At 70.7% G+C, this 14908-nt stretch carries 11 protein-coding genes and 1 pseudogene; 7 read left to right on the forward strand and 5 right to left on the reverse strand.

The annotated features are described in order from the left end of the window. Window positions 1-137 precede the first annotated feature (137 nt). The 3 genes from A3IC_RS0136100 (at window position 138) to A3IC_RS0136110 (ending at window position 5474) form a co-directional block, all read left to right on the forward strand. The gene (locus A3IC_RS0136100) at window positions 138-794 is read left to right on the forward strand and encodes a DUF4389 domain-containing protein (protein WP_020554955.1); all 657 of its coding nucleotides are present in this window, start codon (window positions 138-140) and stop codon (window positions 792-794) included. A gap of 715 nt (window positions 795-1509) precedes the next feature. Continuing rightward, on the forward strand, window positions 1510-3633 hold the full coding sequence (locus tag A3IC_RS0136105) for a flavin monoamine oxidase family protein (protein ID WP_020554956.1): 2124 nt from the start codon (window positions 1510-1512) through the stop codon (window positions 3631-3633). Beyond that, complete coding sequence (locus A3IC_RS0136110; protein ID WP_020554957.1) at window positions 3630-5474, forward strand: alpha-keto acid decarboxylase family protein; 1845 nt, start codon at window positions 3630-3632, stop codon at window positions 5472-5474. The genes A3IC_RS0136105 and A3IC_RS0136110 overlap by 4 nt, the downstream gene beginning before the upstream one ends. A 340-nt stretch (window positions 5475-5814) precedes the next feature. Here A3IC_RS0136110 and A3IC_RS65640 read toward each other — a convergent pair whose 3' ends face one another. Then, window positions 5815-7872 carry a WD40 repeat domain-containing serine/threonine protein kinase gene (locus tag A3IC_RS65640; RefSeq protein WP_158696222.1) on the reverse strand — a complete coding sequence of 686 codons (2058 nt, stop codon included), beginning with the start codon at window positions 7870-7872 and terminating at the stop codon, window positions 5815-5817. Window positions 7873-8234: 362 nt separating this feature from the next. Next, window positions 8235-9662, reverse strand: a complete 1428-nt coding sequence (locus A3IC_RS58480; RefSeq protein WP_052173968.1) for a serine/threonine-protein kinase — start codon at window positions 9660-9662, stop codon at window positions 8235-8237. 582 nt (window positions 9663-10244) lie between these two features. On the opposite strand from A3IC_RS58480, the pseudogene A3IC_RS58485 reads away from it, so the two are divergent. The 4 genes and pseudogenes from A3IC_RS58485 to A3IC_RS65645 all read left to right on the forward strand — a co-directional run bounded on the left by A3IC_RS58485 (window position 10245) and on the right by A3IC_RS65645 (window position 13772). Continuing rightward, window positions 10245-10769 (forward strand): annotated as a pseudogene (locus A3IC_RS58485) (PadR family transcriptional regulator). Beyond that, on the forward strand, window positions 10766-11467 hold the full coding sequence (locus A3IC_RS0136130) for an ABC transporter ATP-binding protein (protein ID WP_020554959.1): 702 nt from the start codon (window positions 10766-10768) through the stop codon (window positions 11465-11467). Before A3IC_RS58485 ends, A3IC_RS0136130 begins: the two are co-directional and overlap by 4 nt. Continuing rightward, window positions 11464-13422, forward strand: a complete 1959-nt coding sequence (locus A3IC_RS58490; protein ID WP_052173969.1) for an FtsX-like permease family protein — start codon at window positions 11464-11466, stop codon at window positions 13420-13422. The genes A3IC_RS0136130 and A3IC_RS58490 overlap by 4 nt, the downstream gene beginning before the upstream one ends. Next, window positions 13377-13772, forward strand: a complete 396-nt coding sequence (locus tag A3IC_RS65645; RefSeq protein ID WP_052173970.1) for an FtsX-like permease family protein — start codon at window positions 13377-13379, stop codon at window positions 13770-13772. The genes A3IC_RS58490 and A3IC_RS65645 overlap by 46 nt, the downstream gene beginning before the upstream one ends. 277 nt (window positions 13773-14049) lie before the next feature. Here the strand turns inward: A3IC_RS65645 and A3IC_RS0136140 are convergent, their stop codons facing one another. The 3 genes from A3IC_RS0136140 to A3IC_RS0136150 form a co-directional block, all read right to left on the reverse strand. Further along, complete coding sequence (locus A3IC_RS0136140; protein WP_020554960.1) at window positions 14050-14214, reverse strand: hypothetical protein; 165 nt, start codon at window positions 14212-14214, stop codon at window positions 14050-14052. Between the two features lie 67 nt (window positions 14215-14281). After that, a complete protein-coding gene (locus A3IC_RS0136145) occupies window positions 14282-14530 on the reverse strand; it encodes a hypothetical protein (RefSeq protein WP_020554961.1) in 249 nt (82 codons plus the stop codon). Further along, the gene (locus A3IC_RS0136150) at window positions 14527-14805 is read right to left on the reverse strand and encodes a hypothetical protein (RefSeq protein ID WP_020554962.1); all 279 of its coding nucleotides are present in this window, start codon (window positions 14803-14805) and stop codon (window positions 14527-14529) included. Before A3IC_RS0136150 ends, A3IC_RS0136145 begins: the two co-directional genes overlap by 4 nt. Window positions 14806-14908 lie beyond the last annotated feature (103 nt).

Consider the following 14908-nt stretch of genomic DNA (forward strand, 5'->3'; position numbering starts at 1 on the left):
GCCTCGAAGGCGACCGCACACCACAACGACTTCGGCCCGGTCGAGGAGTGTGGGCTCGTGGCGGCCCCGGGAGGTTGCGAAAGCCGGGGATCGAGGGGCACGGAGCGTATCCGCCGTCCCGCCGTCGAGGAGGTCACATGTACGCCGCAACGACCCAGCCCGTTCGGCTGGAAGCCAGGCTCGAAGCGGAACCGTCCCGCTGGTTGTGGGTGGTGAAGTGGTTCCTGCTGATCCCGCACGCGATCGTGCTGGTCTTCCTGTGGATCGCCTTTTTCGTGGTCAGTATCGTGGCGTTCTTCGCGATCCTGTTCACCACGCGATATCCGCGCCCGCTGTTCGACTTCAACGTCGGTGTCCTGCGTTGGACCTGGCGCGTTTGGTACTACGGGTACGGCGGGCTGGGCACCGATCGCTATCCGCCTTTCGCCCTCGCCGAACACCCGGAGTACCCGGCGCGATTCGACATCGTCTACCCCGAACACCTGTCGCGTGGCCTGGTGTTGGTCAAGTGGTGGCTGCTGGTCCTTCCGCAGCTCGTCCTGGTCGGGATCTTCACCGCCGGTGCGTGGCGTTGGGGCGGGCTCATTCCCGCGCTGGTTCTGTTCGCGGGCATCGCGTTGCTCTTCACCGGTCGCTATCCCAGGGGCATCTACGCGTTGGTGATCGGCCTCGACCGGTGGGTGCTTCGCGTGGTCGCCTACGAGGCCCTCATGACCGACGTGTACCCGCCGTTCCGCCTCGATCCGGGCGGAGCGGAACCGCGACCCGAACCGGATCCTCTCCACCACGGGTGAGACGGCGACGCGGTTCGCACTCGGTGCCCGGCGCATCGCGACGCGCACCGGACCGCGGCCGGGTCCTCGGCCCTGCCGACGCTCCGGACCGCACCCGGCGGAGCGGTCGGCGAGGTCGTGATCTCCGCGCCCCGTGCCGGCCGCGTCAATCGATCCGAGGCCACTCCGGAAACCACTCGATGCATATCACGTGTCACTTTGCGTGCCCGCTCGGAGTTTCGGAGTCCCCGGCCCGGGGGACGATGGCGCTCGGAGCAGTGGCGATGACCGCTACCCATGTCCCCGGGAAGGCGCGTGATGGGCGAGACCTCGAGTGCGAGCCGCCCGTTCGTCCTGCCGCGCCGGCAACGCATATCCCACTGAACGCGAGCGCGGGCACGTAGGCGTCGAAGGTCCGCCGACCATCCGCGCGAAGTCGTGACCATCCGGTTGCACGGGGCCATTCGTGATCCGCCGACGCCGGCAGCACACGTCCCCTGCGGCGCGCGATCCGCCGCGTTCCGCGCATGCGCCCCCACCGAGGCAACCCGACAGCCACGACCTCCGTGCGGACACCACCGGCCCGGTCCATGCGTTCACGCGCTCCGTCGACGGCACCCTGCGCCTGCCGGCCGCGAACGAGCCGCGGCCCGCCCGGTAGCAACCCGGCCGGTCCGCCCTCGGGCACTCAACCGACCCCCGTCCGAAGACCCTCGTCCCCACCTCAGGAAGTGCGATGAACCACTCCAACGGCCACGGCGACAGCACCGGTCGTGCCGACCAACAGACCTACCGGCAGCTGGCCCGCGAATTGTTGCTGATCGGCCCCGAGCCCACCAACGAAGACCTCAAGCTGCGCTACCTCGACACCCTCATCGACAACGGGCTACAGCCGCCGCCGCAACGCAAACGTGTACTGATCGTCGGTGCCGGCATCGCCGGCCTCGTCGCCGGCTCGCTGCTGACCAAGGCCGGGCACGACGTGACGATCCTGGAGGCCAACGCCAACCGGGTCGGCGGTCGGATCAAGACCTTCCACACCAGGAAGGGCGAGCCGTCCCCCTTCGCCGACCCCGCGCAGTACGCCGAGGCCGGGGCCATGCGCGTACCCAGCTTCCACCCGCTCACCCTCGCGTTGATCGACAAACTCGGCCTGAAGCGGCGGCTGTTCTACAACGTCGACATCGACCCGACGACCGGCAACGAAGGCGTGCCGGTACCACCTGTGACCTACCGCTCCTTCACCGGCGAGGAGTGGACGAACGGCCCGGCCGGCACCGAGTTCCGCGAGCCGGACAAGCGCAACCACACCTGGATCCGCACCAACCGCGAACAGGCTCGCCGCACCCGTTACGCCGAGCAGCCCTGTGTGCTCAACGAGGGCTTCCACCTGAGCGGCTACGAATCACGGGTGACCGTGGCGCAACTGGTCCATGACGCGCTGGAGCCGGTCCGGAACTACTACTCCGACCTGATCGACGGCCAACGGATCAACAAGCCCTTCGACAAGTGGCTCGACGGCTGGGCCGCTGTCGTCCGCGACTTCGACGGTTTCTCGATGGGCCGCTTCCTGCGCGAGTACGCGGGTTTCAGTGACGAGGCCGTCGAGGCGATCGGCACCATCGAGAACATGACCTCGCGGCTGCACCTGGCCTTCTTCCACACCTTCCTGGGCCGCAGCGACATCGACCCGAAGGCCACCTACTGGGAGATCGACGGCGGCAGCCGGCTGCTCCCGGAGGCACTCGCGAAGGATCTGCGCGACCAGATCGTCATGGGCCATCGCATGGTCCGCCTCGAGTACCGCGACCCCGACCGGGACGGCTCCGGTGGCCCGACGGGCTCGGGCGGCGACGCGGTCGTCATCCAGACGGTGCCCGAGCACACCCCGTACGCCGAACCCCAGACCTGGACCGGCGACGTCGCGATCGTCACCATCCCCTTCTCCAGCCTGCGCTTCACCCGGGTGTCCCCGCCGTTCTCGTACAAGAAGCGCCGCGCCGTCATCGAGACGCACTACGACCAGGCCACCAAGGTGCTCCTCGAATTCTCGCGCCGCTGGTGGGAGTTCACCGAGGACGACTGGAAACGCGAACTCGACGCCATCGACCCCGACCTCTACGACTACTACCAAAACCTGGGCGAGGACCCCGCCGAAGCCGCCGTGTCCACCCCCTCCGCCGTGCGCGACCTGCCCACCGGACTGCTCGGCGCCCATCCCAGCGTCGACGAATCCCGGATCGACGCCGACCAGGTCGCCTACCTGCGCAACTCGCCGCTCTACGAGGCCGGCGTGCGGCCCGCCACCAACGCCTACGGTGGCGGCTCCACCACCGACAATCCCAACCGCTTCATGTACTACCCTTCCCACCCCATCGCCGACAGCCCCGGCGGGGTCGTCCTGGCGAGCTACTCGTGGTCGGACGACGCGGTGCGCTGGGACTCGCTGGAGGACGGCGAACGCTACGGCTACGCGCTGCGCAACCTCCAGTCCGTGCACGGGCTCCGCATCGAGGTGTTCTTCACCGGCGAGGGCCAGACCCAGAGCTGGCTGCGCGACCCGTACGCGTTCGGTGAAGCCGCCGTGTACACGCCGCATCAGATGACCAGCTTCCACCTGGACGTGGTCCGTCCCGAAGGCCCCGTGCATTTCGCGGGTGAACACGTCTCCCTCAAGCACGCCTGGATCGAGGGCGCCGTCGAAACGGCCGTACGCGCCGCCATCGCCGTCAACGGCGCGCCCGTCCACGCCCGGCCCGTCGTCGCGGCCGAACCCACCGACCCGGCACGCCACGAACCGGCGAGCGTGGGCGAATCCGCGCAGCCCCACCGAATTCCCGAGGAGATGCCCGCGTCATGACCACGACCCAGGACTGCACGGTCGCCGAGTACCTCGCCCTCAGGCTCGAACAACTCGGTATCAAACACCTGTTCGGCGTCCCGGGCGACCTCCTCGGCCCGTTCCTGACCACGATGCACGCCAAGTCCACGGTGCGCTGGGTGGGCACCCCCACCGAGGTCGGCGCCGGATACGCCGCAGACGCGTACGCCCGGGTCACCTCGGCCGACGCCGACCTCGCGCTCGGCGAGCAGGGCGTCGCCGCGTGTGCCGTCACCTACGGCGTGGGCGCGTTCAACCTGCTCAACCCGATCGGCGGCGCCTATGCCGAATTCGTGCCGGTGATCGCGATCAACGCCGCTCCCAGCCACGAACAGTGGCTCAACCAGCAGGCGATCGGCCTGCTCACCACCCACATGATCCAGCGCCCCGAAAGCAACCTCGAGGTCTACCGGCAGGTCACCGTCGACGCCCAGGCGATCTCCAACCCCGGCCTGGCCCCCATCCAGATCGACAGCGCGATCACCGCCTGTCTGACCCATCGCCGGCCGGTCTACCTGGAGGTCATGGCGGACGTGTGGTCGGCCCGGTGCCCCGCGCCGCAGGGGCGCCTGACCGGACGCGAACGGCCGTTCACCGAGGCGAACCGACGCATGCTCGGCAAGGCCGTGGCGGCGACCCTCGACCTGATCCGCACCGCGGGCAACCCGATCATCTGGGCCGGCGAGGAGATCGACCGGTTCCGGCTCTCCGACGAACTCATCGCGCTGGTGCGCGATACCCGCATCCCGTTCTGCACCACCATCGGCGCCAAGGCCGTCGTCTCCGAGGAGACCCCCGGCTACTCGGGCGTCTACAACGGCAAGGCCAGCGACCCCGACGTGTACAAGATGTTCCACGCTGCCGGCTGCCGGATCGGCCTCGGCTCGTGGGCGACCTCGAAGAACCTCGGCGGCGAACAGTCGATCGGCGCGGACTGGGCCGTCGCCGCCCACGAGGGGGTCAACGTGGGCGCCTCCTACTTCCCCGACGTGCAACTCGAACGGTTCATCCCGGCCCTGCGCGAGGCGCTGACCGCGGAGTTCGGCGCGGGCGTCTTCGCCGCCGACTACTTCGCCCAGGCACACGCGGCGGGCCTGGATGTCCCCGCCACCACCGCCGCCTACCTGGCGGGTCTGGTGGGTGGCGACTACCCGAAGGACCTGACCTACGACAGCTTCTTCCGCCACGTCAACGCTTTCCTCCAGGACCAGGACAGCGGCCCGCCCGGGGCACGCGTCAACCCGTTCACCGTGGTCTCCGACGCGGCGTTCGCGCTGATCGGCTCGATGAACCTGCACATGGCCGAGCGCGCCTCCTTCGTGGCCCAGAACAGCTGGCTGTCCATCGGCTACTCGGTCGGGGCCGCCTCCGGTGTGGCCCTGGCCCGGCAGGAACCCGAGAAGCGCCCCCTGGTGTTCGTCGGTGACGGCTCCTTCCAGGAGACCTGCCAGGAACTGTCCACCCAGGTCCGGCACGAACTGCGCCCCGTTGTGTTCGTGCTGGACAACGACGGGTTCTACGGCATCGAACAGATGCTGGTGCACCCCTGCTACTACGCGGAGAACCCGTCCGAGGGAGCCGAGTTCTACAACGACCTGCATGTGTGGCAATACGAGCGACTCGCCGACGTCTTCGGCTCCGCCAAGCACCCGATGACCGGGGTGAGCGCTCGCACCCACACCGAACTGGCCGACATCCTGGGCCGAATCGCCGACCCGGACCACCCGATCAACCAAGGGCCGACCCTGGTCCGAGTCCTGCTCGACCGGCGCGACTACCCGAGGGCGATGCAATACAAGATCGACGAGAACTGCCGGTAGCCGACCGGCAAGCAGGCGATCCGGCCTGAGGTCGTGGCCGGGGAATCGTCCACCACGAAAACGGTGCCGCACGAACGCGGCACCGTTTTCGCGCGTGTTCGTTATGGTCGCCGAGGTGCGCGGCGTGGCTGTGGCCACGTCCGCGCGGCCGGAGCCGAGCCGAGATCACGACTTCGACGTCCTGGCTCCCGGCGGCACGGACTGCCTGGAACGCCTGGGCATGCCGATGCCGCTGTGCCCGGTCCCGACGAGGAGCTCTTCGGCTGATGGACCCGCCGGGACCGTGCCGCAAGCACCTCGCAGGGCCGCAGATGGTGGACCGCGTGGGCGGCTTCCCGCGTCATTTGAGGGTCCAGAGTTTGACGGCATCACCGCCCGCACCGACGAGTGTTCTGCCGTCGGGGCTGAAGGCGACGGCGTACACGGGGCCGGTGTGGCCGGTGAGGACCGCGTTGGCCGTGGTTCGTTCGCTGTCGGCGCGGCCGTCCCACAAGCGGACGGTGCCGTCGTTGCTCGCGCTGGCGATGGTCCTGCCGTCGAGGCTGTAGGCCACCGAGTGGATCTTGCCGGTGTGCCCGGTGAGAGTGGCCAAGGGCGCGTCGGGGCGCCCGAGCACCCACCGCTTGATCGTGTGGTCGCTGCTGCCGGTAACCAGATGGACGGGAACGTCGGGCATGAAGGCGAGGCAGGTGACCTCATCGATGTGGCCTGTATAGGTCTGCGGCGGGCGGCCGAGGTCGCTCAGGACCCACACACGCAGGTTGCGGTCCGCGCAGGCGGCAGCCGCGACCCCACCGGCGGGGCTGAACGACAGCGCGTTCACCACGATCGGCCCCCGGCCGGGGGTGGTACCCATGCTGGACAGGGTCTTGCCGGGGCGGGGCGGGGTAGCGCCCCACACGGTGACGACTCCGTCATCGCTACCGCAGATCAGCACTGAGCTGTCGGGAGCGAACGCCGCCGCGTTCACGTGCTTGGTGTCGGGCAGGGTGCCGATATGGGTGTGGGCGACGGGGTCCCACAGCACGACGCCCTCGTTGGCGACACAGAGCAGGATTTTGCCGTCCGGGCTGAACCGGACGGGACCTGCGCCGGTCACGCCGGTGAAGGGGAAGAGCACTCGGCGTGCGGCGAGATCCCACAACGTGACGGTGTTGCCGCCGGCGACGGCCAGCGTCGAGCCGTCCGGGCTGAACGCCGCGCCCCGCACGGTGTCGTTGCCGACGACGAGGTCCACCGGCGGGGCGATCCCACCGGCGGCGTTCGTGGGGGAGGTCGTGGCGGATGGGGTGCCGCCCTTGTTGCCGCCCTTGTTGCCGCGGGGCGAGTCCGCCGATGACGAGGTCGCCAGTTCGATCGCCGTCGGGACGGCCGCGGCGGCCAAGACACCGACGCCGGCGGTCAGGAGGGCACGGCGACTCGGACGCCACCCTCGGTTGCGCCCGGAGCCCGCCGGCGGCGTGGAACTCTGCCCGCCGGGCCGGTCGCCCGGGTCGAACGGCGAGCCGGGGTACCTCGCGGTGGCGGCCGTGGTCGGCGCACCGCCCCCGGTGATCACGGTCGATTCCTGTGCCGTCTCGCGGAGGCGGTTGCGGAGTTCGCGGAGCCGGTGGTGGACCTCGGCCGCGGACGCGGGGCGGTTTTCGGGGTCCTTGGCGAGCAGGGCCAGGACGAGGTCGTCCAGAGCGGCGGGAACACCAGGGCGGGTGTCGCCCGGTGGCGCCGGGGTGGCGTGCAGGTGGGCGGCCATCGTCGCGAACAGGTCGCCGGCCTGGAAGGGGGTTCGTCCGGTGAGGAGTTCGTGGAGCACGCAGCCCAGGGAGTACAGGTCGGAGCGGGCGTCACCGGGGAGATCGCGGAACCGCTCGGGGGGCATGTAGGCCAGGGTGCCGACCACATTGCTCGACGTGTGCGTGGAGGCCAGGTACCGGGCTACCCCGAAGTCGAGGATCTTCACCCGACCATCCGGGCCGAGCATGAGGTTCGCCGGTTTCAGGTCCCGATGCACAACCCCGGCCGTGTGGGCGGCGTGCAGCGCCGCGGCGGTCTGCGCCGCCCAGTCCACTGCCGTCGACACCTCGGGCGGGCCGTCCTTGCGGAGCACGGTGTCCAGATCCCGCCCGGCGAGGAACTCCATCACCAGATAGAGAGTGCCGTCGTCGGGGTCCTGGCCCAGGTCGAACACCGTCACCACGCCCGGGTCGTTGAGGCCACCGGCGGTCTTGGCCTCGCGGAGGAACAGCTGCGCGCCCGAGGTGTCCCGCCGATCGTGCGGCAGCAGCTTGACCGCCACCCGGCGCTCGATCACCCGGTCGCGCCCCTCCCAGACCGTCCCCATACCGCCCCGGCCGATGAACGCGACGAGCTCGTAACGACCACCCACAACCCGTACAGCCACAAACAACTCCCCCGATGGCCCATCATGCTGCACTCATCGACCCGGACCCGCTCTCGCGGAACCACATCGAAGATCCCACACCCGCCGCCGGCCCATCCACCCACCGGGAACGGGACCGAATCGACAGTGGTTTCCGAAGAGTTCGTGCCGTGGGCGGGCACGCGACCCGAGAAGCCGGACGACATCGCGGTCGACGAGACGATCATCCGCGTGAAGGGTGAAGGTCTCGCGCCCCACGTCGGCCGGGAGATCGCCGGCCCCGACACGCCACGGTGTGGTCCGCCCGGAGCGGCCAAGCGTCCGCGTAGCGGAGGGGGTGCTCGGCCGGGTGCTCCGGTCCGGCCGCGGCGTCGGGGGCGGTCTCACCGCGGCATGAGGCAGATCGGTCCGCGTCCCGCGTACGTGGTGTCCTCCACAAACCTGCCGCCCGCGTCGGCGGCCCAGCCGGGAACGTCCGCGCACTTCTCGCCCGGGCCGGACGGGATGATCCGGACGACCTTGTACTGGGCTCCGTAGGCGCAGGGCGAGCCCATCGCGCTTTTGCTGAAGTCGAATTGGCTGTCGTCGCCCCCGAGTACATCGATGCAGTCGCCCGGCTGGGTCGCCCAAGGGTCGCGGATCGCCGTGGCCCACGGGTCCGGCGTCCCCGACGGGGATGATTCCGGCGTCGAGGACGCATCCGGTGCCGGGGACGATCCGAATGTCGGGGACGATCCGGAGCGCGAGGAGGCGCCCGACGACTCGGAGGAGAACCATTGATCCTTGATCACGAACGCGGCGGCGGCAACGAGTACCGCCACTGCCGCGGCGGCGACCGGCACCCGGGCGGACAGGGGCAACCGCCACGGTCGCCGGGGCCGCGGCGGGGGACCGTCTCGCGCCGGCGCCGGAGGCATCGGTGCCGGTCCCGGTGGTGGCGTGGCCGCAATCGGTATGGGGCGCACGGCGGTTGGTTCCTGTCCCCGCCGCTGGGAGGTCTGGAGCAGGGAGCGCGCCTGCGGGATCGTGAGGCGCTCGGCCGGATCCTTCGCCATGAGTCCGGCCAGGAGTGGCGCAAGGGGGCCGGCGTGCCGGGGCGGCGGTGCCTCTTCCAGCAGGACCGCCGCGAGGGTCCCGGCCGGGGTGGACCGGCGGAACGGCGAACTGCCCTCGACGGCCTGATACAGCGTCACCCCCAGCGAGAACAGGTCACCGGCCGCCCGCCCCTCCAGGCCACGGGCGCGCTCGGGCGCAACGTACTCCACCGAGCCGACGAACGCGCCCGTCGCCGTCAGAGCGCCGTCCGCCTGATGCACCGCGATCCCGAAATCCGTCAACAGCACCGTGCCGTCCACGGCGAGCATGACGTTCGCGGGTTTCACGTCCCGGTGCACCACACCCGCCTCGTGCGCCGCGCCCAACGCCCCCAGCAGGTCGGATGCCACGGCCGCCGTCTCCGCCATCGACAACGGCCCGTGCTCGCGCACGCGCTCCTCCAGGGACAGTCCGTCCACCAACCGCATCACGATCCACGGGGCATCACCGTCCACGACCACGTCGTGCACGGCGACGATGTTCGGATGGTCCCGCAGTCGCGCGGCGTTGCGGGCCTCACGCTGGGCCCGAAGCAACCGCTGCGCCTGCTCCTGCGGGGACATCGCCTGGGGCAACCACACCTCCTTGACCGCCACTTCGACGTCCAATGCCTCGTCGCGCGCGCGCCACACCCGTCCGAAACCCCCGCCGCCCAGCGGGTCGAGCAGCCGGTAGCGCCCATGGACCAGTCGGCCGGATTGCGTCTCGTGCGGCACGTTTCCCCCGTTCCGTCGCCTCGCGGCACCGGTCATCGTAGGTTGCATGCGCTCGTCGACACGACCGAGCTTCGCCACGAATCTCACACAGCCGCGTCCAGGTCGCGTGGCCGAGGGCGCGGCGGTACAACTCGTCCGCCTCCTCGACACGACCCGGCTTCGCTACCTCGGTAGGTACTGAGGCCGGGAGCAATATGTGGACAGTCGGCGACGCTCATCGCTTCCCGCCTGCCAAGGCCTCGGTCAGGTCGGTCCGGCGAACGGCCAGTCGGGATCACCTGGGGTGGTACCGATGCCACTACGGCTCGGAGCGGCCTCCTCGAAGAGGGCGAGGCACGCACATGCGGTGGATGGCTGACACTTCACGCGCCCGGGCAGACACGCATCAGGCGCTCCTGGAGCACCACCAAATTCGCGCCGCCACACACCTTCATCTCAGCTATGGAGACGATTCGCTGCCGCCGGGGACAGAAAGTGCTCGGATCCCAGTATTCGCAAGGATTCGACGACGGCGCGAACTGGCCCCACCCGGCGGCCGGATGAGTGTACGCGCCGTGTATACATGGCTTGTATAGTCACGTCGTGTCCATAGGCCATACCTTTCTGGGGCTGCTCGAACTGGGGCCCTCCCATGGCTACGACCTCAAGCGCACGTTTCGACAAGCGTTTTGGGAGCAATCGCTCTATTCCGTACGGGCAGGTCTACGCGACGCTGTCCCGCCTGCTGCGCGACGGCCTCGTCGAGGTGGACTCCCTGGAGCCCGGCGCCGGCCCCGAGCGCAAGCGGTACGCGATCACCGGCGCGGGTCCGACCGACATTGAGGAGTGGCTCGCCCGGCCTGAGAAGCCCGAGCCGTACCTCCAGAACACCCTGTACGCCAAGGTCCTCCTGGCCCTGCTCTCCGGTCGCGCCGCAGCCGACCTGCCGGACACCCAGCGCGCCGAGCACCTGCGGCTGATGCGCGATCCGACCACGCGCAAGCACGCGGCCACATCGCCGACCAGCTCATCCATGACCACGCACTGTTGCACTTGGAGGCTGACATCCGTTGGCTCGAATTGACCCAGGCCAGGCTCGACCGCCTCGCCGCAGAGGTGCCGGCGTGAACCGCACGGAGCTCGGGGCCCTGTTGGTCGCGGCGGATCTGCGCAAGACGTACGGCGCCACACCCGCGCTGGACGGCGCCTCGATCGAGATCAACACCGGCGAGGTCGTCGCCGTGATGGGCCCCTCCGGATCGGGCAAGTCGACGCTACTGCACTGCCTGGCGGCGATCGTCACCCCCGACGGCGGATCGGTTCGGTACGCCGGGCAGGAGTTATCCACGATGTCCGATCGGGGCCGCAGCGCCCAGCGCCAGTCGGACTTCGGATTCGTGTTCCAGTTCGGGCAGCTCGTGCCCGAACCGACCTGCGGGGAGAACGTCGCGCTGCCGCTGCGCCTGAACGGCGTGCGCCGCCAGGCGAGCGCGCGCGGCCGGGAGTGGCTGGAGCGGTTGGAGGTGGCCGAACTCGCCGACAGGCACCCCGGGAAGGTGTCCGGCGGCCAGGCGCAGCGGGTCGCGGTGGCCCGCGCGCCGGCCCCCGGGCCACGTGTCGTGTTCGCGGACGAGCCGACCGGCGCGCTCGACTCGCTCACCGGGGAACGTGTGATGCATCTGCTGACCTCGGCCGCCCGGGAGAGCGGCGCGGCGGTGGTGCTGGTCACCCACGAGACCCGGGTGGCCGCATACTCCGACCGTGAGGTGGTCGTGCGCGACGGGCGCACGCCCACCGCGCACCGTGTCCCGGCGGCGCGTCCGTGAGCCACCGGATCTCCCCCACCGCCCACCGGGGCGCGGCCTTCGGGCGGGTTCGCGCGGCCGTGATGGGCGCGCGTTTCGCCGTCAGCCGCGCGTCGTGGCCGCGGACGCTGCTGATGGTTGTCGGCATCGGACTCGGGACCGCGTTGCTCCTGCTGGCGTCGGCACTGCCCGGCATGCTGGACGCTCGCGAGCGGCGTGGCGCGGCGATCGTGGAAACCGCGAGCGACCGGCTCGCCGTCCCGGGCGAGAACACCCTCGTGATCGTCTACGCCAACACCGAATACGGCGACCGGGACGTACGCGGCCGGCTGGTGCGGGCCGAAGGGGCGCGGCCACCGGTGCCACCGGGGCTGCGGGCGCTGCCCGGACCGGGTGAGATGGCCATCTCCCCCGCGCTGGCTCGGCTGCTGGAACCGCCCGCCGGCGCGCTGCTGCGCGAGCGCCTGCCGTACCGCGTGGTGGCGACCATCGGCGACGACGGGCTGACCGGCCCGGCCGATCTCTCCTACTACGCGGGCAGCGCCACGCTCACCGCCGCCGACGGCTCGCGCGTCGACCGCTTCGGCACCCCACAGGCGTCCGCGAGGCTCGGCCCGCTGCTGACGCTGCTCGCGGTCACCGCCCTGGTGGTGGTGCTGACACCGGTGGCCGTGTTCGTGGCGGTCGCGTCGCGGTTCGGCGCGGACGCGCGCGAGCGGCGGCTCGCGGCCCTGCGCCTGATCGGCGCCGACCTGTCCACCACCGGGTGGATCGCGGCCGGGGAAGCCCTCGCCGCAGCGGCGGGCGGCCTGACCGCGGGCCTGGCGCTGTTCTTGCTGGGCCGCAGCGTGATCGGCTCGGTGGAGCTGTGGCAACTGAGCGTGTTCCCCGCCGACGTGCGGCCCGCCCCCGTGCTCGCAGCACTGGTCGTGACGGCGATGCCGCTCATTGCGGTGGCGGCGACCTGGGCGGGTTTGCGCGGGGTGGTGATCGAGCCCTTGGAGGTGGTGCGCCGGGCCCCGCGCCCGCCGCGGCGCGGGTGGCGGATCGTGCCCGGCCTCACCGGCGCCGTGCTGCTGCTCACCCTGACGAACGGCGGCGGCACGCGCGGCGGGGGCTGGGCGCCGTGGCTCGCCGCCGCCGGGATCGTGCTCGTGCTCGTCGGCCTCACCGCACTGCTCCCCGGGGGCGTGAGTGCGGTCGCGGCCCGGAGCGGTCGCGGCCCGCTGCCCTGGCTGCTGGCCCGACGCCGACTGGCCGCCGACGCGGCGGGCTCGACACGACTGGTCGCCGGCGTGACCGTCGCGGTCGCCGGCGCCATCGCGGTACAGATGCTGCTCGCCGGCCTCGCCGGTAGCTTCACCACGCAAACCGGCCAGGACCCGAACCGCGCCGACCTGAACGTGAGCACGACGAGCGATCCGACCGGCGCAACCGCGCTCGCCACGACCGTCGGCGTACGCTCCGCGTTCACATTCACCGCAACGTCCGCGCGCGTACGCGGGGCGGCCGGGGACAACGAGATACCCCTGGTCGTCGGCACATGCACGGCACTTCGTGAAATCGCCGCCGTGCGCGCATGCACGCCGGGTGACGTGTTCACCGTGACACCGCCGCAGGGGGGACCGCGGGTCGGGCCGGGCAGCGTGGTGGAACTCGCCATGACCGGACGCGACCGCCCGATGGCGTGGACCGTGCCGCGATCGACCACCGAGGTCGCCGCCGCCGCCGATCCGGTGCGCCAGTCCCGATACGGGCTGTTCCTGACACCGGAGGCGCTGGGGACCGACGGCCGGTCGGCGGCGGGACGGCAGATCACCTTCCTGCGCCTGGACCCGAACCGCCACGACGCCGCCGACCGGGTACGCAACGCGGCGACCCGGATCGACCCGTCGGCCTCGATCCTCACCCTGACCACAACGAGGACCGCATGTTCGCGAACATCCGCCGCGGCCTCCTCGCCGGCGCGACCCTGACACTGGGCCTGGTCGCCGCGGGCATGCTCGTGTCCTCGCTGGAGCAGATGCGCGAACGACGACGCCCACTCGCCGCGCTGGCCGCACTCGGCACCCCGCGCCGCACCATGGCACTGTCACTGCTGGCCCAGGCCACGGTGCCGATGGCACTGGGACTGGCCCTCGCGGCGGCCGGCGGCATCGGACTCGGGTGGATGCTGCTGGCCGTATTCGGCGAACACCCGCGCCTGGACCCGAGGTTCATCGCATCGGTAACCGCCGTGGGCGGCGCCGCAGTCATGGCGGTGGCGCTGCTGAGCCTGCCCGCCCTGTGGCGGCTGATGCGACCCGAAGGACTGCGCATGGAGTGAGCGCCCGAAGGCGGGGCCGAGCGCCGACGCCCCACCGAGTCGGATGAACCGCCGATCTTTCGTCGGGGCCACGTGTCCCATGGGACTGCTCGCCGGAGTACGGTCCGCCTGGGAGGACATCGCGTGCTCGACATCCCCCGTCGTCAGCAGTTGCTCCTCGCATCGGACCATGCCCTGGGTGGGGTCGAACTCCCAAAGGACGGTGCGATCGGTGTCGTCCCAGGCACGCCGAGCCACGTTGTACGGCACGTGAAACACATCTACAAGGTGGCGGATTTCACGACTTCTCTTGCTGGTCATGCTGCTCATTCCGCAGGTCGCCCTCAAGCGACCGCGCGTCGTTCCGCCGGCCCTTCGCTGCGTGGGCTTTGACTGCGGCGTCGGCCGCGTCCCAGCGGGCTTGGGCGGCGTCGAGCGTGGGGTTGTCGTGCGTGTCGTGCATCCTCGCGACGCTACCTGCCGGGTCCGACACCGGGCTGGTGCGCGCGGCCGGGCAATCGGGTGGGCGGCTACCAGGTCTGGGCGTGGATCACGGTCACCGTGAGGACGCTCGCGGACACCTCGTACTCGATGATCACCGTGGACACCGATGCCGACCGCCGGTCCTTGTCGCCGCGGATCGGGGAGGATCCACATCCGTAGGCATCGTTGCCGATGCTGTTCTCGATCTCGCGTTTCACGACGGCCCGGTTGGCGGAGGGCAGGCCGGAGAGGTCGTTCTCGGCACGGTTGGTGTAGGCGACGTAGTAGCGGCTCACTCCGGTGCCTCCGGGGGTACAAAAGGCGTCCCGTCGGCGTTGTGGAGGCCGGAGAAATCACCGGCTCGGAGTCGGGCGATCTGCTCCAGGCTCTCCTCGTGGGCCTCCTCCGGGAGCGCGAACTCCATGAGAGCAACCTGGGCGATCTGCCTGAGCGGCGTGGACCCGATGACGCGGTCGAACTCGGCGCGCCGCTCCTCGGGGAGCGCTTCGCGGATTCCGTCGAGGGTGTCAGGAAGGACGACGGCCTTGCCGCGGACGTGTGTGATGGGCATGCGGACAGCGTGGCACCGCGGCGGGGGTGATCGGTAGCCGGCTCACTCGGGTGGTGTACGCGACCGGGCGCGCGCCCCGCGGCTCCGGCCTGGCCCGGCAGCC

This window comes from Embleya scabrispora DSM 41855, assembly GCF_000372745.1.
Classification (GTDB): Bacteria; Actinomycetota; Actinomycetes; order Streptomycetales; family Streptomycetaceae; genus Embleya; species Embleya scabrispora.

Excerpts from the sequence above, each read along its gene's own strand:
- A3IC_RS0136150 (WP_020554962.1), bottom strand. The coding sequence starts at position 14,805 with ATGCCCATCACACACGTCCGCGGCAAGGCCGTCGTCCTTCCTGACACC.
- A3IC_RS0136100 (WP_020554955.1), top strand. The coding sequence starts at position 138 with ATGTACGCCGCAACGACCCAGCCCGTTCGGCTGGAAGCCAGGCTCGAA.
- A3IC_RS0136110 (WP_020554957.1), top strand. The coding sequence starts at position 3,630 with ATGACCACGACCCAGGACTGCACGGTCGCCGAGTACCTCGCCCTCAGG.
- A3IC_RS0136140 (WP_020554960.1), bottom strand. The coding sequence starts at position 14,214 with ATGCACGACACGCACGACAACCCCACGCTCGACGCCGCCCAAGCCCGC.
- A3IC_RS65645 (WP_052173970.1), top strand. The coding sequence starts at position 13,377 with ATGTTCGCGAACATCCGCCGCGGCCTCCTCGCCGGCGCGACCCTGACA.
- A3IC_RS0136105 (WP_020554956.1), top strand. The coding sequence starts at position 1,510 with ATGAACCACTCCAACGGCCACGGCGACAGCACCGGTCGTGCCGACCAA.